The sequence below is a fragment of the Mesorhizobium sp. CO1-1-8 genome, assembly GCF_020164875.1.
GTDB lineage: Bacteria > Pseudomonadota > Alphaproteobacteria > Rhizobiales > Rhizobiaceae > Mesorhizobium.
The window spans coordinates 262,862-279,799 of the sequence record NZ_JAIUGZ010000009.1 but is presented as its reverse complement, the minus strand read 5'-3'; the positions used below and the strand labels follow the sequence as shown (position 1 = coordinate 279,799).

Here is a 16,938-nt window from a genome sequence, read left to right as displayed (position 1 = left end):
ATGGCAGTCAGCTTCGATCGGCGAGAGGGTCCAACCTCGCATTGACGCTGACAAGAACTCCCATACGCCTCCGCATTCTCACGCAAGAAATCAGCCGTCGGCGGCCGCTCAAAATTTACCATTCTCGTGAATAGTCCCAAATGTTTAACACTTACTGCTATCTTGGCGGCTATAGTCCGAGCCGCGCTGGTGGACTCGGAAATATCTCGGCATGTGCGGTTTTAGCGGTTATTTCGGCACTGTCGGAGATGGGAGGGCGCTCCTTGAGAGGATGACGGCTGCCATTGCGCACCGCGGCCCCGATGAGCAGGGGTTCTTCACCACAAAGGCGGCCGGCCTCGGCCATGCGCGGCTGTCCATCGTCGGCCTGGGGGATGGCCAGCAGCCGATGTCCGATGCGACGGGCGATCTGACGATCGCCTTCAACGGCGAGATCTTCAACTATGTGGAACTGCGCGAGCAGCTTCGCGCGAAAGGCCGCCATTTCCGGACAGCCAGCGACACCGAAGTGATCCTGCATCTCTATGACGAGATGGGGGAGGATTGCGTCTCCGCGCTCAATGGCGATTTCGCCTTTGCGCTCTGGGACGGCCGCCGCCGCCGCATGGTTCTGGCGCGCGACCGCATGGGGGTCCGGCCGCTCTTCTATATAAAGCAGGGCGAGCGGCTTTACTTCGCCTCGGAGGTCAAGGCGCTCCTCCAGGCCCCAGGCGTCGCGGCCGAGATTGATCCGGTCGCACTCGACCAGATCTTCACGCTCTGGGCCCCGATCGCGCCGCGCACGGCCTTCCGCAATATCTACGAGCTCGAACCCGCAAGCCTGATGATCGTGCAAGAGGGCAGCGTCTCGACGCGGCCCTACTGGAGTCTGGACTATCCCGACCGGGACACGCCGCCCCGGCACCGGGACGAGCGTGCCGCGGCCGAGGAACTGCGCGCCCTCCTGACGGAGGCTACCCGCATCCGCATGCGCGCCGATGTGCCAGTCGGCGCCTATCTCTCCGGCGGCCTCGATTCCTCCATCACATCGGCGCTGGCGGCGGGCATGGCGCCGGGTGGCCTCAGGACCTTCTCGGTCACCTTCGATAGCGCCGAACATGACGAGAGCCCCTTCCAGCTCGAGATGGCCCGTGCGCTCGGCACGCATCACAGCGCCGTCGCCTGTGGGGAAGGCGATATCGCCGCCGTCTTCCCTGACGTTATCCGCTTCACGGAGCGGCCGATCCTGCGCACTGCCCCTGCCCCGCTCTATAAGCTCTCGAGCCTCGTGCGCGAGGCCGGCTTGAAAGTGGTGCTGACGGGCGAAGGCGCCGACGAAGTCTTTGCCGGCTACGATATTTTCAAGGAGGCCAGGGTTCGGCGCTTTTGCGGGAGACAGCCTGGCTCCCGCATCCGGCCGCATCTGTTCCGCAAGCTTTACCCCTATCTTCCGGGCCTGAGGCAGCAATCGGCCGAGTACCTGTTCTCCTTCTTCGGGGCTAGCGGCGCGGCGCTCGACGATCCGCTGTTCTCCCATCGGCCGAGGTTCGACGGCACGGCGGCGACGAAGCTGTTCTACTCGGGCGATCTGCGTGCCACATTGTCCGGATATGACGCCGCCGAGGAGCTCGCCGCGCGGCTGCCCGAGGCGTTCGCCCGCTGGCATCCCTTGCATCAGGCGCAATATCTGGAAGCCTGCTTCCTTCTCCCCGGCTATATCCTGTCCAGCCAGGGCGACCGCATGGCGATGGCCCACGGCATCGAGGGCCGCTTTCCCTTCCTCGACCATCATCTGGTCGAGTTTGCCGCCGGCCTTCCTCCCGAGATGAAGCTGAGGGGGCTCGTGGAGAAGCATATTCTCCGGGAGGCGACCAAAGACCTGCTGCCGGCCGCCATCGGCCGGCGGACCAAGCAGCCCTATCGCGCACCGGACAGCCAGTCCTTCGTTGGGCCGGGCACGAGGGACTATGTCCAGTCGGCCCTGGGCGACGCCGCAGTCAGCGCCGGCGGGCTCTTCAATCCGAAGGCAGTGGCAAAACTACATGAGAAATGCAGCAGCCAGCCGGCCTCCGGCTTTCGCGACAACGCGGCCTTTGTCGGCATCCTGTCGACGCAGCTGTGGCTGACGACTTTCACCGGCACAGGCATTTGCAACGCAAAGGCCGCCTGACATCACGAAGGAAAGCGAACGACATGACCGATACGATCCGAGACGCAGTGAAGGCCTTTGTCATCGAGAACTTCCTGTTCGGCGACACCACCCACGCCCTCGCCGATACGGACTCGCTGATCGAGAACGGCATCATCGATTCGACCGGCGTTCTGGAACTGGTGGCCTTTATCGAGGACCATTGCGGAATCACAGTTGCGGACGCCGATATCGTGCCGGCCAACCTCGATTCACTGGCGCGTATCACGGCCTTCATCACAGCGAAGACCGCATCGCTCGTCGCGGCGTGACGGCTGGCAGCGGAAGGCCCGAGCTCATGCGGGTCGAGCAATTCCTCATCACGAACGCGGCCGCGCATGGCGCGAAGACGGCACTTGTCACCGACCGGAAGCGGTTGCGCTATGACGAGTTCGACGATCTGTCGAACCGGCTCGCGACCGCTCTCGCCGTGAATGGCGTGCAGCGCGGCGACCGCGTTCTCGTCTTCATGGACAATTGCTGGGAAGCCGCCGTCTCGATCTTCGCGGTTCTCAAGGCGGGCGCGACCTTCAGCCCGATCAACGCCTCCACCAAGGCCGACAAGCTCGCTTATGTCATCGACGATTGCGAGGCGGCGGCGATCCTGACCCAGGCCAAGCTGATGCCTGTCGTGATCCAGGCGCGTGCGCTGTCGGACCGGCCGCTCTTCGTCGCGTCGACGCAAGCGCCATCCAGCCATACGCCGGATGGCGCTGCCTCCTTCGAGGATTCTCTCAAGGTAGCGCCCGTGCCCGTTCGCCATGGCGGGATCGACATCGACCTCGCCATGCTGATCTACACCTCGGGCTCTACCGGCCGCCCCAAGGGCGTGATGATGACGCATCGCAATATCGATGCCGCGGCCGAATCCATCACGACCTATCTGCGCAACACCCCTGACGACATCATCCTCAATGTCCTGCCCCTGGCTTTCGACTACGGCCTCTATCAGCTGCTGATGGCGATGAAGCTCGGCGCGACCCTCGTCCTCGAAAAATCCTTCGCCTTTCCGCAGGCCATTTTCGAGCGCATCCGCGCCGAGAAAGTCACCGGTTTCCCGCTGGTGCCGACGATGGCGGCGCTGATCCTGCAGATGCGCGATTTGGCGCCGGGTCTCCTGCCGAGCCTACGCTATATCTCGAACACCGCCGCCGCCCTGCCGCCGGTGCATATCGCCCGGCTGCGCGAGCTGTTCCCCGGCGTGCGGCTCTATTCCATGTACGGTCTGACGGAGTGCAAGCGCTGCACCTACCTGCCCCCGGACGAACTGGACCGCCGGCCGGGTTCCGTCGGCATCGCTATTCCCAACACCGAAGCGATCGTTGTCGACGATGAGGGCAACCGTGTGCCACCGGGCGTGGCGGGCGAGTTGGTCATCCGTGGCCCGCATGTCATGCAGGGCTATTGGCGCAACGACGTGGCCACGGAGCAGATGCTGCGTCCCGGGCCGCATCCCTGGGAAAAGCGGCTCCACACCGGCGACCTGTTCCGGACGGACGAGGACGGCTTCCTCTATTTCGTTGGCCGCAAGGACGACATCATCAAGACGCGCGGCGAAAAGGTCGCCCCGAAGGAAGTCGAAACTGTGCTGCACGCCCATCCCGGCATCGTGGAAGCCGTGGTGACCGGCGTGCCGGATCCGGTGCTCGGCCACGCCATTGCCGCCCTCGTCGTTCTGTCGGACGAGACCCTGGGCGAACGGGACATCATTCGCTACTGCGCCGTTCATCTTGAGGATTTCATGGTGCCGAAGCTCATCGAGTTCCGCCGCGAGTTGCCGAAGACCGATACCGGAAAGGTCAGCCGAAGGCTGGCGGCCGAAACGTTGGGGACTGCAGAATGAACCTCTCCCTCGCCCCGAGCCGTCCCGCCTTCTCGGCCGACGCGCTGACGCTCGACAACGCTGCGGAAACCGACCGCATCGTCGCCGGGTTGCGCGAGCAGCTACGCGGCATGCGCAAGCGCGGGCTCGTGCTCGGCCTCTCTGGCGGCATCGATTCCAGCGTCTCGGTCGCGCTCGCCGCCCGTGCCGTCGGCGCGAAGAACGTCTTCTGCCTGTTCATGCCGGAAAGCGACTCCGATCCCGACAGCCTCCGCCTCGGCCGGCTGGCCGCCGAAACCTTCGGCGTCGAAGCGATCGTGGAAGATATTGGCCCGACGCTGCACGCGATGGGTTGTTATGAGCGGCGGGACGCCTTCATCCGCGAGCTGGTGCCGGAATACGGGCGGGGCTGGGCCTCAAAGATCGTCATCGCCAATTCGCTCGCCGGCGAGGGCTATAACATCTCCTCGCTGGTGGTGCAGGACCCCGAAGGCCGCCAGACGAAGCTGCGCATGTCGCCGACGGTCTATCTCGGCATCGTCGCCGCCACCAACATGAAGCAGCGCACGCGCAAACAGATCGAGTACTATCACGCCGACCGGCTGAATTTCGGCGTGCTCGGCACGCCGAACAGGCTCGAATACGACCAAGGCTTCTTCGTGAAGAATGGCGACGGCGCGGCTGACGTCAAACCGATCGCCCATCTCTACAAGAGCCAGGTCTATGCGCTTGCCGCCCATCTCGGCATTCCCGAGGAAATCTGCCGCAGGGCGCCGACGACCGACACCTATTCCCTCGAGCAGACGCAGGAAGAGTTCTACTTCTCCCTGCCCTATGACCGCATGGATATTTGCCTCTTCGGCCTGAATAACGGCCTCACCGCCGTGGAGGTCGGCGCCGCCGCAAAGCTGACTACGGTCGAGGTCGAACGCGTCTGGGCCGATATCGCCGCCAAGCGCCGGGCGACGCGCTATCTGCACCTTGGCCCGCAGCTCGTCCGCCCCGTCGAGGAAATCGCCTGCTGAGATCGGCGCGACCATCGGGGTTATTTCGCCGCGCGCGCAATGACGGCCTATTCGAACCGCTCCCCGGCCAGGCGATTCCACTGCTCGCCGGCCAGCCCGTTGAAGAAGCCTTGCGAGCTCAGGAACGCGTTCACCAGCTCCTCGTCGCGCGAATGCACCACGGTCGAGGCCGGTTGAGTAAAGGCGACCCGCCGACCCAGCATCGCTGCCAGCAGGGCGGGTTGCGTCCGGCCGCGCAGGCCGGCGGCGCCGCGCCGCGCTGCATCGCCAATCAAGCAGTCGACGACGGAACCAGCTTGCCCCGGCAGGGCCAGAACCTGCAGCACGCGCGCCATCCTGCCCGGGCGGGTGTGATAGAGGAAGGCGCCGATCAGCGCCCCGCTGGGGGAGGAGACGGACGCGAACACGACCTCGCCATAGTCCGGCTTCTGGGAAGCCTCCGCGAGGATATGCGCAAGCTGCTCCGCGCTCCAGTCGGGGCGGAGGGGGAACTGCCGCGTCAACGGGTCAAAAAGGGCCGCAAAACCGGCATGATCGATTTCGGCAACCTTGAGGCCGGCCTTGCCATTCCAGAGTTCCGGGACCCCGGACCAGCGCATCTCGTTCTCCTGCATCCGTCCGCGAAGATAGCGATCGAGTCCGCGCGCGAGCGGGTCAAGCAAGCGCACTGCGCCGGCTCGCCGCGAGACTAGATCGAGCAGGAAGGCCGAAGGCCGGATGACCCGAATCCAGTCCAGGCTGTATTGCGGCAGGGCGACCCCGCGCAGTTTCGTCCACATCTGCGTCGAGAGGGCATTTGCGGTTTCGCTGAAGGAGATGTCCTGCGGCCCGGCCAGGAATGTCCTGAGCAGCCTTGCGCCGGCCATGGGGTCGTTCGCCCGCGGTTCGACCATGAGCGAACCACAGATGGCGGCGCGCAGCTTGCGCTGGCCATGCCTCATCGGCAGCACATTCACGCCGACAAAGCCTGAAATGTCGCCTTCGCTCGCAATATGGACGAGAGACGCGATCTCCGGATCGCAGACCGAGCCTTCGAGATAGTGCCAGCGTAGATAAGTCTCGAGCGCCGGAGGTGGCGGCTTTCCACCGTCCCGGAAGGTTCTTTGAAAGAGCCCGGCGACGGCCGGAATATCCGCAGCCTGCAGGGGACGAATCTGGCTCACGCAAAACTCGCGGAGGATGAGATCGCGGGCGCGCCGTTCTCCAGCTTGCGGAGGAGTGCGACACGCGGCATTCCGACCTCATCCTTGGCGAATGTCACGGGTTCATAGGCCTTGGCTCTGGCTATCAGGGCAGCCACCTGGCGGTCCTGCCCCTGCCCGAACTCGAACAGCAGCCAGCCACCAGGCTTGAGGAAATCGATTGCGTCCCGGATCAGCCGCTGTTGGATCGAGATGCCGTAAGGCCCCCCGTCGAAGGCCTCGCGCGGCTCGCCCTCAAGCAGATGCGCGCTCTCGCCTTCGAGGCGCGCGGTCGAGATATAGGGCGGATTGCAGACAATCATGTCCGCCGCGCCGATAAGCCCATCACGCTCCAGCGCACCGAACAGATCCCCTTTCCGGATAGTGACCCGGTCCTGAAGGGCCAAGCGTTCGGCATTGCTACGGGCGAGCGCGACCGTGCTGTCAGTCACGTCCACCCCCCAGACGCGGGCCGAGGGAACTTCCGCCGCGATCGCCAGAGCAAGGTTGCCGGAGCCGCAGCACATGTCGATCACCATCGGGCCGGGCGCACGATCGCGAAGAATCGCGAGTGCGCTCTGTCCGAGCAACTCTGTTTCCTGACGCGGCACGAGAACGCCCGGAGCCAGTTCAAGCGTCACGCTCATGAAACGATGCAGGCGGGGCGTAGAACGGCCGGCTTGGGTTGCTGCTCTGTGCGGCACGGCGGTTCCTTAGGTCATCCGACGGTATTGCATACACAATGACCTATCGCGCTCCGGTAAACGGCTGCTAAAGATATCGTCGGCGATACTCCGCAGCGCGCCAACTCGTCACCGCAAGCATCATTGGCCGAAACAAGTTGCGCTCTTCTGCCTGCATGCGGATTTAATTTGCTTGGCCACCCCTCAACCCTAGGGCAAACTGCCTGCCGGGGCTGCAGGAGGTGAAATGAGAGCACGCGCAGCAACGCTTGGGGATCTGGAGGATGTCTTTCGCGGTCTGTCCAAGCGGATGTCGGACGAATATGTGGCGGCCGGCAAGGACAGCAAGATCGCCTACGACAATCTGATGATGAATTTGAAAGAAGGCCGCGCGCACGCGCTTGTCGAGGGCGACAAGGCCGTCGCGATCATCGCCTGGCATGAGAACAGCGATGCCGCCGACACGCTGTTCGCCGCACGGGAGGATTTCTTCCGTGCCGCAACCGTTCGCTTCTGCAAGCGGCATATCCGGCACATCCAGGCGCTCGCCGGCAACCTCGCCATCCACTCGCGCAGCTGGCTGCAGGGGCCGGATGTCGCAAGATGGTTTGGCGTCATCGGCTATGCCGAGCGCGGCCGGGAGAACGGCGCCACTCTGTTCGAGTTGCCGCCGGCTCGCATCGGCTAAGGAACCCTGGCTGAAGCTTTTTGACAGCAAACGCCGCCTCCACCTCGCCATCGCTCGCACAGGTTCGTCGATACGGGTCACCGTCTTCTGCTCCAGGCGCCTTTGCTCGGCGGCCTTCTGGACTGCCTCAGCAAGCGGCTTGCGCCGGGCGCCGATTGGCGGGATGTTATAGGAGGGCAACCGGGGGGCAAACCGGCACGCCGAGATCGATATGGCTGCTGGAAAATGTCACGAGCTTGCTTCGTCTTTGTTGCCTTTGTTGCGTTGGTGAGGCCGGCAGAGGCGGGCGAGTGGATATCTCATCTGCTTGACCGCTCCAGCTTGGCGACCGCCTATTTCCGCCAAGCAGATCTTGTGACCGCATACACGACCGCAATGGCGCGCTTCCGTCTGCAGCTCACAGGCGCGCCGGCGAAAGCAACCTTGCGGTCCCTCTCGAACCCCTGCTTTTGCGGGCGGAATTCCGTGCGCGGACATGGCGCTCGGCGGACGGCAGCCTGTTGCAAGGCTTCGCCGGCAAGGGCGGCTTCCGGCTGACTATCGGGAACTGCCTGGCGCGCATCTGCGCTGCCAGAGAATGCAGCGATGCCGGTTGGCCGGTTTACGCCTGCAGCGACGGAGGCAAGCGCAAGATGTCCGTCACGGACTTTGTGACGGCAAACTTCGGCGGCGTCTCCTACCGCCGATTGAGCGCTTCCCCCTCACAGGAATGACAGCGCGAGGCGCCGACCGCCTTGCTGCAGCGTTCAGCAAAGGGCGGTATCCTTCTCCCTCACCGCAAACGCTGCCTGAACCGCGCGATTGACGGTGACTGGCAGGATCGACATATGGTTTTCGCCGGCATGCAGTTCGAAGCTCGCGCGCACGCCCGGGAGAGCGTCGAGACGCTCCGCCATCGCCCGCGCGAATGCGTCGGTGCGTGTCACCTTCTTCTGCTGCAGGCGCTTTTCCTCGTCCTCGGCACCAATCTGGAATGGCGCGAGCTTGTCGGTCTCGTACTCGCCGGCCGACAGGATCATGGTCGCCGCCAAACCATCGGGAACGGCGGCCTCGAAGGCGTCGAGAAAACGGTCGATGGCACGCTCTTCCCAATAGATGGCGGGGCTCGCCGCGATCCAGGTCTGGAAGGAAGAAGGCCGCGTGAGACGTTTCGCACCGTCGCGGTGCCGTGCGACGTCCCGCTCAGCGAAAAATCACGGCTCGCGAGCCCAATCCGCGCCCCGCATCATTTTTCCTCCACGAACGCATTCCAGGATGGATGGTCCCACACTCGCCGTCGGGGCAGGCCGCTCTGGATTGGATTGCCTGAAAAGGCAGCGAATCAAAAAACTGGCGGCGGCCGTCGCCAGAAGGTGTAGAAGACCGTACCAAACGCATTGAGGGGAATGCGATCGGGTTGCGCTCGGCAAGGCTAGATGGTTTGTTGCCGCTATACGGAGAATGAATGATGCGAGAGCCTGCCGGTCAAGACGAATATGGGTCGACCAACCCTTTCGATCCGGACGACCTGCCAACCTTGAACGCAATCGGCCCGAGCATGGGAAGCGGCAATGATTTCGAGAGATATGCCGTTGCCGTGATCATCGTGTTCGGTGCGCTGATCATCGGCGGGCTGATGGCCGCATCGATGGTGTTCGGGCATCGCAACGGCTTCCTCTTCGCGCTTGGCGGCGCCACGTCCGCCTGGATATCCGGAAACGCGCTGCTGCTCGACCGGCCGCGCATCTATGCGCTGTTCGTCGGCATTGCCGCCTTGATGCTGGTTGCGTCCACCCTCACGCTGGTCTTGTGACGGTCAAATCGGTGTGAGCCGATCCAGTTGAGCAGCGGGCGATCAACCCGAATCGCCACGCTGCACCAAGCCTTTCCTTCGAGCTATCAGTATCCGAGCGCCTCGCCAGAGGCCGCGCGGCTGTCGATGGCGCCGTTGTAGCGGGCGCCGCCGCCTTTCTCGATCTCCGCCAGGCTCTTGCCGCCGACCAGGATGCCGGCCGCCTGACCCCAGGTCTGGTCAGCGAGATCGAGGTGATAGCCCATGCCGGCCAGCAGCTTCTCGGTATCCGGCGACAGCCCGAACGGCTCGACATAGACCTTGTCGGGCAGCCATTGATGGTGGATGCGCGGCGCGTCGATCGCCTCCTGGATATTCATGCCGTGGTCGATGACGTTGACGATGGCTTCCAGCGTGATGGTGATGATGCGCGAACCACCCGGGCTGCCGATGACCATGAACGGTTTGCCGTCCTTGGCGACCACGGTAGGGCTCATCGACGACAGCGGGGTCTTCTTCGGCTGGATGGCATTGGCCTCGCCCTGGACCAGGCCATAGAGGTTGGGCACGCCGGGCTTCTGGGTGAAATCGTCCATTTCGTTGTTGAGCAGGATGCCGGTGCCGTCGGCGACGACGCCGGCGCCGAAGGAGCCATTCAACGTATAGGTGACCGCGACCGCATTGCCGTCATCGTCGATGATCGAATAGTGCGTTGTCTCCTTGCTCTCGCCAAAGCCCTTCGGCATCAGATCCTGCGACACGCCGGCCCGGAACGGATCGATCTTGTCGCGGATGTCCTTGGCATAGGTCTTATCAAGCAATTTCGAGACCGGGTTGTCGACGAAATCGGGATCGCCGAGCGCTGAATTGCGGTCGACATAGGCATAGCGCATCGCCTCGACCATGACGTGGACCGTCTCGGCCGAACCGGCACCGAGGTAGGATAAGGGATAGCCCTCCAGAACGTTGAGGATTTCGCAGATGATGACGCCGCCGGAGCTGGGCGGCGGCGAGGAGGTGATCTCGTAGCCGCGATAGGTGCAGGTCACGGGCTTGAGCTCACGCACCGCATATTGCTCGAAATCCGGTTTGGCGAGAATGCCGCCCTTGGCGCCGCTCGCCTTGACGATGGCATCGGCGATGGCGCCTTTGTAGAAGGCATCCGTACCCTTTTCGGAAATGGCGGCGAGCGAGGCCGCAAGGTCGGGCTGGATCAGGCGCTCGCCGATGCCATAGGGCTTGCCGTCAGGTTTGAGGAAGATGGCGGCGGCCGCAGGGTCCTTTGCCAGCCTGTCGGCACTGCCGGCAAAAGAGGCGGCATCGCCCTGGTTGAGGATGAAGCCGTCCCTGGCATAGCCGATTGCCGGCGCCATCAGATCCTGGCGGGACAATTTGCCGTATTTCTCGCGCGCCATCTCCAAACCAGCCACCGAGCCCGGCACGCCGACCGCGAGATAGCCGTCGAGGCTGGCGCCCTTCACCGGGTTGCCGTCCTTGTCGAGATACATGGTTTTTGTCGCCGCCAGCGGCGCCCGTTCGCGGAAATCGAGGAAGGTCGATTTGCCGTCCTGGAAGCGTATGGTCATGAAGCCGCCGCCGCCGATATTGCCGGCATTGGGGTAGACGACGGCCAAGGCATAGCCGACGGCAACCGCCGCATCGACAGCATTGCCGCCCTTTTTCAACACCTCGATGCCCACTTCGGACGCCAGATGCTGAGCCGTCACCACCATGCCGTGCTCGCCCTTGGCCGGCGCGGGCGAGGCGGCGAAAGTCAACTGTAGTGGCGCAAGCGTAAAGGTGACGGAAAAACTGGCGGCGATCAGGGTTCTGCGGGTGAGCGGCATGGCGTGCCTCCGGGAGCGTGAGGGGTGCGCCTAGAAGAGCCTCTTGGGGTGGGTTAGTCTAGCCAATAATAACGGGTGGCGATCCTTCACACCCCCTCTGTCCTGCCGGACATCTCCCCCGCAAGGGGGGAGATCGGTTGTTGTCTCTGCTTTCGCCAATCTCCGACGTTCCAGGAAGAGCGCTGCCGATGAAGCGGCCAATCTCCCCCCTTGCGGGGGAGATGTCCGGCAGGACAGAGGGGGGTGCTCAAGTGCTGTCCTCGCCTCTGTCGGATCGACGGAAACGTCGAATTATGGGCTACACAATCCCGCCACTCCCGCCGGCGACCGCAGGGCGTTCCGCCGCGACTTTGGCGCGATAGCCCGCCGCTCGATAGGCGGCGACAGGGTCGATGGCGCCACCGGTCTTCAGCCGCGCCATGGCGAGGATCGGCTCGACATCGGTGCGGTAGGCGGCTTTCAGCGTCTGCGTCGCCATCAGTGCGTCGTTCAAGTCCTGGAAGCCTTCCAGCGCCTTGCGGTCGACCAGCAGTGCCTGCGCATAGGCACGCTGCACCTCGACCGCCGACAGCATCAGGCTTTCGATCGGGTCGGTGACGTTGTGGCTCTGGTCGAGCATGTGGGCCGGGTCGAAACCCTCCGCGCCCGAAAGTTCGGCATCGACCAGTTCGTTGAAGACAAGGAACAGCCGGTAGGGGTCGATCGAACCGGCATCGAGATCGTCGTCGCCATATTTCGAATCGTTGAAATGGAAGCCGCCGAGTTTTTTGAACTGGATCAGCCGCGAGACGATCATCTCGATGTTGACGTTGGGCGCATGGTGGCCGAGGTCGACCAGACAGAACGCCTTGTCGCCCAACTCCTGCGCGATCATGTAGTTGGTGCCCCAGTCCTGCACGACGGTGGAATAGAAGGCCGGCTCGTACATCTTGTGCTCGCTGAACAGCTTCCAGTCGGCGGGCAGCCCTGCATAGATCTCCTTCATGGCGTCGAGATAGCGCTCGAACGCCTTGGCGAAATTGACCTGGCCGGGAAAGTTCGAACCGTCGCCGATCCACACCGTCAGCGCCTTCGAGCCAAGCGTCTTGCCGATCTCGATGCATTCGAGATTGTGCTCGACCGCTTGCCGGCGCGTGCCGGTGTCGGCATGCGACAGCGAGCCGAATTTGTAGGAGAGCTTCTGGTCCCTGGCGTCGGAAAAGGTGTTGGAATTCATGGCGTCGAAGCCGAGGCCGAAGCGCGAGGCCGCCTGCTTAAGCCGGTTCGGGTTGGCCGTGTCCCACGGGATGTGCAGAGAAACGGTCGGCGTCGCCTGCGTCAATTGCTTGATGACCGCGCAATCCTCGATCTTGTCGAAGATGTCGCGCGGCTCGCCGGCGCCGGGAAAGCGGGCAAAGCGCGTGCCGCCGGTGCCGACGCCCCAGGAGGGGATCGCCACGGCGAATTTCTCGACCTTGTCGCGGATGGCGTCGATGGCGATGCCGCGACGGTCGAGGCGTTCACCGAGCGAAGCATAGTCGCGCTCGAGATTGGCCTTGCGCGTGGCGTTGTCCGTGTCGACGAGGTCGGCGGAGATGATGTGTTCCATCGTCCCCTCCGCTCAGCGCGTGAACGACTGGGCGTTGCCCGCGTCGACATTGATGATGTTGCCGGTCGACTTGGCCGACATGTCGGACGCCAGGAAATAGATCGCCTCCGCGATGTCTTCCGGGAAGACCGAGCGCTTCAGCATCGAACGCGAGCGATAGTGCTCTTCCAGATCGTCGGTCGACATCTTGTAGGCGGCGGCGCGCTGTTCCTTCCACTCGCCGGTCCAGATCTTCGAGCCGCGCAGCACCGCGTCCGGGTTGACGACATTGACCCTGATCTGGGCTTCCGCGCCCTCCAGCGCCAGGCAGCGGGCGAGATGGATCTCGGCGGCCTTGGCGGTGCAATAGGCGGCGGCGTTGGGCGATGCGGCAAGGCCGTTCTTCGAAGCGACGAAGACGACGTTGCCGCCGATCTTCTGCGCGCGGAACAGCCGGAACGCTTCCCGCGAGACCAGGAAGTAACCGGTCGACAGGATATCCATGTTCTTGTTCCACAGCGCCAGCGTCGTCTCCTCGATCGGCGCCGAGGTAGCGAGGCCGGCATTCGACACCAGAATGTCGATGCCGCCGAACTCGACCGCCGTCTCGGCAAAGCCCGAAATGACCTGATCCTCCGAGGTGACGTTGATCAATACCGGGCGGACGAAATCCTTGCCGTAGACTTTCGCCAGTTCGTCATTGGCGCTGGCCAGCGCTGTTTCGTCGATGTCGGCCAGCACCACGCAGGCGCCTTCGCGCAGCAGCCGGTTGGCCGTGGCGCGGCCGATGCCGCCGGCGCCACCCGTGACCAGGGCGATCCGGCCGGCAAGCGACTTCGGCTTCGGCATACGCTGCAGCTTCAGATCCTCGAGCAGCCAGTACTCGATGTCGAAGGCTTCCTGTGCGGGCAGGCCGACATAGGACGAGACGGTCGAGGCGCCGCGCATGACGTTGATGGCGTTGACATAGAACTCACCCGAAATGCGGGCCGTCGCCTTATCGCCGGCGAAGGTGAACATGCCGACGCCGGGCATCAGGTAGACCACGGCGTTGGGATCGCGGATGGCGGGCGAGTCCGGATGCTTGCAGCTATCGTAATAGGCCTGGTAGCCAACGCGATATTCGGCGATGTCGTCGGCAAGACGCGCGATGACGGCATCGACATCGGGCTTTGCCGGATCGAACTCGATGACCAGCGGGCGGATCTTGGTGCGCAGGAAATGGTCGGGGCACGAGGTGCCGAGTGCCGCCAGCGGGCGCAGATCCCTGGAATTGACGAATTCGAGCACAGCAGCGGAATCGTCGAAATGGCCTGTTTTGTGGCTTTTTTCCGAGATCAGGCCGCGAATCCTCGGCATCAGTTTGGCCGCGATGGCACGGCGCTCAGCGGCGTCGAGCGACTTGACCGCTTCACCGCCGAAGATAGCGACACCCTCGGAGCGGCGCTCGAACCATTCGATCGCCTGGTTGATCACCGAGATCGTCGTCTCGTAGCATTCCCGAGGGGTGTCGCCCCAAGTAAACAGGCCGTGGCTTTCCAGGATGACACCCTTGGCAGCCGGGTGTTCGAGGCAGAATTTCTCAAGCCACAGGCCAAGTTCGAAGCCCGGACGCTTCCACGGCAGCCAGCCGATGGCGTCGCCGAAGATTTCTTTCGTCAGCGCCTTCGAATCCTTCGCGGCGGCAATGGCGATGATGGCATCGGGATGCATGTGGTCGACAAAAGGCTTCGGCACGTAGGCATGCAGCGGCGTGTCGATAGAGGCCGCGCGCGGATTGAGGTTGAAGGTGCAGTGCGGCAGGAAGCCGACCATTTCATCTTCGTGCTCGACGCCGCGATAGAGGCCTTTGAGCGCGCGCAGCTTGTCCATGTAGAGCGTGGCAAAGCCGTCCAGCTTGATCGAGGCGCTATCGCCGCCCGATCCCTTGACCCACAGCACTTCGACATCCTCGCCGGTGAGCGGGTCTCTCTGCCAGATTTTCGACGACGTGTTGCCGCCGCCATAGTTGGTGACGCGCTTGTCGGAGCCAAGTGTGTTCGAGCGGTAGACCAGAAGTTCCGGCCCGCTCATGGCGTGAGCCTTGGCCTCGTCCCACAGATTGGCGAGGCGCGCGCCGGTGCGCTTGTCGAGCATAAGAAATCCTCCCGAAGGCACGCAAAAGGCGCGGCCATTTGCCCCCGAATTTCCACGGAAGCGGTCGGCTTGTCAATCACAAACGATCAATACCGATCATATTGCACTGCACAATGAAATTATATGATCGGAAATGATTGACACTGCGCGTTTTGGGTGCCTAGATGCTCAGGCAGGGAGGAACCATGCACGAAAAAGAGCGCCACAGGATCATTCTGTCCGCCGTCCAGGAAAAGCCTGTGGTGACGGTGCAGGAGATGGTCGACCTGACGGAGTCCTCCGAGGCGACGATCCGGCGCGATATCGCGGCTCTCCATGTCCAGAAGCGCCTGCGCCGCGTGCGCGGCGGCGCCGAGGCGATCTCGCCGCCGCAGTTCATCGGGCTGGCCGGCCGGCCCTTTTCCGTCAACGAAACCATCAACGCCTCGCAGAAGCGGGCGATTGCGCGTGAAGCGGTCGAGCTCTGCAAGGACGGCGAACCGATCATCATCAATGGCGGCACCACCACCTTCCAGATGGTGCATTTCCTGACCGGCCGCCGCATGCCGATCTTCACCAATTCGTTCCCGATCGCCGAGCACCTGCTCAAGCACTCCAAGAACACGGTGATGCTGTCGGGCGGCACCATCTACCGCGAGCAGAACATTATCCTGTCGCCCTTCGACAATGACGTGACGCGCAATTTCTATGCGCGCCGCATGTTCATGGGCGCGCAGGGGCTTGGGCCGCTCGGCCTGATGGAGGGCGATCCGCTTTTGATCCAGGCGGAGCAGAAACTGATCGACCAGGCCGACGAGTTGGTGGTGCTGGTCGATTCCTCGAAATTCCGCAAACGCTCCAGCCTGATCCTGTGCGGCCTGTCGCGCATTGCCACCGTCATCACCGATGACGGTATCGAGGATCGCGAAGCCAAGATGCTGGAGACCGCCGGCGTGACGCTGATCGTCGCCTGGACATCCGCAACCAACAAGGAAGAATCTTCACTGCAGGCCTGAGACACCCTCACGCCCGCAGCGACGATGGAATGCAACGCTCAAGGGAGGAAATTCGATGAGCTTCTTGAAGAAATTGATGGTGACGGCGGCCTTTTCAGCCGCCATGTTCGTGAATGCCGCCTATGCCGAAAACGTCAAGATCGCACTGGTGGTGAAGTCGCTCGGCAACGGCTTCTTCGATGCTGCCAACAAGGGCGCCGAAGAGGCGGCCAAGGAACTCGGTGACGTCGACATCATCTACACCGGCCCGACCAAGGCGACCGCCGAAGCGCAGATCGAAGTGGTCAATTCGCTGATCGCGCAGAAAGTCAACGCCATCGCCATTTCGGCCAACGACGCCGACGCTCTGGTGCCTGTGCTGAAGAAGGCCATGGAACGCGGCATCACCGTCATCTCGTGGGATTCGGGCGTCGCCAAGGAAGGCCGCCAGCTTCACCTCAACCCGTCCGATACCGGCTTGATCGGTGAGACCATCATCAAGCTTGCCGCCGACCACCTGCCAGAAGGCGGCGAGGTCGCCATCCTGTCGGCCTCCTCGACCGCGACCAACCAGAACGCCTGGATCAACGCGGCCAAGAAGATCCTGCCGGAGAAGTTCCCCAAGATCAAACTCGTCGCCACCGTCTATGGCGATGACGACTCTGCCAAGAGCACCAACGAAGCCAAGGGGCTGTTGAAGTCCTATCCGAACCTCAAGGCGATCATCGCGCCGACCACCGTCGGCGTCGTCGCCGCCGCCCAGGTCGTCACCGACGAGAACCTGATCGGCAAGGTCAATGTCACCGGTCTCGCACTGCCGTCCGAGTTCAAGAAGTTCATCGACAACGGTTCCAGCCAGGCGGTTGCGCTGTGGAATCCGATCGACCTCGGCTACTCGGCCGTCTACCTCGCCCATGATCTGGCGGTGAAGAAGGAAAAGGCAAAGCCCGGCGCCACGCTGTCGATCGGCCGCGTCGGCAAGGTCACGCTCGACGACACCAACTCGGCTGCGATGGCTCCGCCCTTCCAGTTCGACAAGTCGAACATCGAGAAGTTCTCTAAAATCTATTAAGCTCG

At 63.2% G+C, this 16,938-nt stretch carries 15 protein-coding genes; 9 read left to right on the top strand and 6 right to left on the bottom strand.

Annotation, left to right across the window (positions count from 1 at the left end; all coding sequences use genetic code 11):
* The first annotated feature begins 211 nt into the window (after positions 1-211).
* Genes asnB through nadE form a run of 4 tightly spaced genes read left to right on the top strand, consistent with a single transcriptional unit; the run spans position 212 to position 5,014 of the window.
* Positions 212-2,149, top strand: coding sequence for an asparagine synthase (glutamine-hydrolyzing) (asnB, locus tag LB558_RS19795; protein ID WP_224699081.1), 1,938 nt, complete (start codon positions 212-214; stop codon positions 2,147-2,149).
* A 23-nt stretch (positions 2,150-2,172) separates the two neighbouring features.
* A complete protein-coding gene (locus LB558_RS19790; RefSeq protein ID WP_057144558.1) occupies positions 2,173-2,439 on the top strand; it encodes an acyl carrier protein in 267 nt (88 codons plus the stop codon).
* 26 nt (positions 2,440-2,465) lie between these two features.
* Positions 2,466-4,010, top strand: a complete 1,545-nt coding sequence (locus LB558_RS19785; RefSeq protein ID WP_224699080.1) for a class I adenylate-forming enzyme family protein — start codon at positions 2,466-2,468, stop codon at positions 4,008-4,010.
* The gene (nadE, locus tag LB558_RS19780) at positions 4,007-5,014 is read left to right on the top strand and encodes an NAD(+) synthase (RefSeq protein ID WP_224699079.1); all 1,008 of its coding nucleotides are present in this window, start codon (positions 4,007-4,009) and stop codon (positions 5,012-5,014) included. The genes LB558_RS19785 and nadE overlap by 4 nt, the downstream gene beginning before the upstream one ends.
* A gap of 47 nt (positions 5,015-5,061) precedes the next feature.
* Here the strand turns inward: nadE and LB558_RS19775 are convergent, their stop codons facing one another.
* Together LB558_RS19775 and LB558_RS19770 are read right to left on the bottom strand one after the other, a co-directional pair.
* Positions 5,062-6,177, bottom strand: coding sequence for a hypothetical protein (locus LB558_RS19775; protein WP_224699078.1), 1,116 nt, complete (start codon positions 6,175-6,177; stop codon positions 5,062-5,064).
* Positions 6,174-6,842 carry a HemK/PrmC family methyltransferase gene (locus LB558_RS19770; protein WP_224699077.1) on the bottom strand — a complete coding sequence of 223 codons (669 nt, stop codon included), beginning with the start codon at positions 6,840-6,842 and terminating at the stop codon, positions 6,174-6,176. The genes LB558_RS19775 and LB558_RS19770 overlap by 4 nt, the downstream gene beginning before the upstream one ends.
* Positions 6,843-7,125: 283 nt before the next feature.
* Here LB558_RS19770 and LB558_RS19765 point away from each other — a divergent pair, with 283 nt between their 5' ends.
* Together LB558_RS19765 and LB558_RS19760 are read left to right on the top strand one after the other, a co-directional pair.
* Entirely contained in the window at positions 7,126-7,566 is a 441-nt protein-coding gene (locus tag LB558_RS19765) for a hypothetical protein (protein ID WP_224699076.1), read from the top strand.
* 500 nt (positions 7,567-8,066) lie between these two features.
* Positions 8,067-8,279, top strand: coding sequence for a hypothetical protein (locus LB558_RS19760; RefSeq protein ID WP_224699075.1), 213 nt, complete (start codon positions 8,067-8,069; stop codon positions 8,277-8,279).
* A 33-nt stretch (positions 8,280-8,312) separates the two neighbouring features.
* Here the strand turns inward: LB558_RS19760 and LB558_RS19755 are convergent, their stop codons facing one another.
* Complete coding sequence (locus LB558_RS19755) at positions 8,313-8,585, bottom strand: hypothetical protein (protein ID WP_224699074.1); 273 nt, start codon at positions 8,583-8,585, stop codon at positions 8,313-8,315.
* Between the two features lie 425 nt (positions 8,586-9,010).
* Between LB558_RS19755 and LB558_RS19750 the strand changes: the two genes are divergently transcribed.
* Entirely contained in the window at positions 9,011-9,358 is a 348-nt protein-coding gene (locus LB558_RS19750) for a hypothetical protein (protein WP_032808338.1), read from the top strand.
* Between the two features lie 86 nt (positions 9,359-9,444).
* Here the strand turns inward: LB558_RS19750 and ggt are convergent, their stop codons facing one another.
* From ggt to LB558_RS19735, 3 genes are all read right to left on the bottom strand, one after another.
* A complete protein-coding gene (gene ggt, locus LB558_RS19745) occupies positions 9,445-11,184 on the bottom strand; it encodes a gamma-glutamyltransferase (protein WP_224699073.1) in 1,740 nt (579 codons plus the stop codon).
* A 298-nt stretch (positions 11,185-11,482) separates the two neighbouring features.
* The gene (gene rhaI / locus LB558_RS19740) at positions 11,483-12,772 is read right to left on the bottom strand and encodes an L-rhamnose catabolism isomerase (RefSeq protein WP_224699072.1); all 1,290 of its coding nucleotides are present in this window, start codon (positions 12,770-12,772) and stop codon (positions 11,483-11,485) included.
* Positions 12,773-12,784: 12 nt separating this feature from the next.
* On the bottom strand, positions 12,785-14,887 hold the full coding sequence (locus LB558_RS19735) for a bifunctional rhamnulose-1-phosphate aldolase/short-chain dehydrogenase (RefSeq protein ID WP_224699071.1): 2,103 nt from the start codon (positions 14,885-14,887) through the stop codon (positions 12,785-12,787).
* Positions 14,888-15,072: 185 nt separating this feature from the next.
* On the opposite strand from LB558_RS19735, the gene LB558_RS19730 reads away from it, so the two are divergent.
* Positions 15,073-15,882 (top strand): DeoR/GlpR family DNA-binding transcription regulator, encoded by an 810-nt coding sequence (locus LB558_RS19730; RefSeq protein WP_224699070.1) that lies wholly within the window; start codon positions 15,073-15,075, stop codon positions 15,880-15,882.
* A gap of 55 nt (positions 15,883-15,937) precedes the next feature.
* A complete protein-coding gene (gene rhaS / locus LB558_RS19725) occupies positions 15,938-16,933 on the top strand; it encodes a rhamnose ABC transporter substrate-binding protein (RefSeq protein WP_224699069.1) in 996 nt (331 codons plus the stop codon).
* Positions 16,934-16,938: the final 5 nt, after the last annotated feature.

What these genes read in the sequence shown, in the direction of transcription:
- LB558_RS19755 (WP_224699074.1), bottom strand. Translation starts at nt 8,585, where the DNA reads ATGATCCTGTCGGCCGGCGAGTACGAGACCGACAAGCTCGCGCCATTC.
- LB558_RS19785 (WP_224699080.1), top strand. Translation starts at nt 2,466, where the DNA reads ATGCGGGTCGAGCAATTCCTCATCACGAACGCGGCCGCGCATGGCGCG.
- rhaI (WP_224699072.1), bottom strand. Translation starts at nt 12,772, where the DNA reads ATGGAACACATCATCTCCGCCGACCTCGTCGACACGGACAACGCCACG.
- LB558_RS19750 (WP_032808338.1), top strand. Translation starts at nt 9,011, where the DNA reads ATGATGCGAGAGCCTGCCGGTCAAGACGAATATGGGTCGACCAACCCT.
- LB558_RS19765 (WP_224699076.1), top strand. Translation starts at nt 7,126, where the DNA reads ATGAGAGCACGCGCAGCAACGCTTGGGGATCTGGAGGATGTCTTTCGC.
- rhaS (WP_224699069.1), top strand. Translation starts at nt 15,938, where the DNA reads ATGAGCTTCTTGAAGAAATTGATGGTGACGGCGGCCTTTTCAGCCGCC.
- LB558_RS19730 (WP_224699070.1), top strand. Translation starts at nt 15,073, where the DNA reads ATGCACGAAAAAGAGCGCCACAGGATCATTCTGTCCGCCGTCCAGGAA.
- asnB (WP_224699081.1), top strand. Translation starts at nt 212, where the DNA reads ATGTGCGGTTTTAGCGGTTATTTCGGCACTGTCGGAGATGGGAGGGCG.
- LB558_RS19770 (WP_224699077.1), bottom strand. Translation starts at nt 6,842, where the DNA reads ATGAGCGTGACGCTTGAACTGGCTCCGGGCGTTCTCGTGCCGCGTCAG.
- ggt (WP_224699073.1), bottom strand. Translation starts at nt 11,184, where the DNA reads ATGCCGCTCACCCGCAGAACCCTGATCGCCGCCAGTTTTTCCGTCACC.
- nadE (WP_224699079.1), top strand. Translation starts at nt 4,007, where the DNA reads ATGAACCTCTCCCTCGCCCCGAGCCGTCCCGCCTTCTCGGCCGACGCG.
- LB558_RS19735 (WP_224699071.1), bottom strand. Translation starts at nt 14,887, where the DNA reads ATGCTCGACAAGCGCACCGGCGCGCGCCTCGCCAATCTGTGGGACGAG.
- LB558_RS19790 (WP_057144558.1), top strand. Translation starts at nt 2,173, where the DNA reads ATGACCGATACGATCCGAGACGCAGTGAAGGCCTTTGTCATCGAGAAC.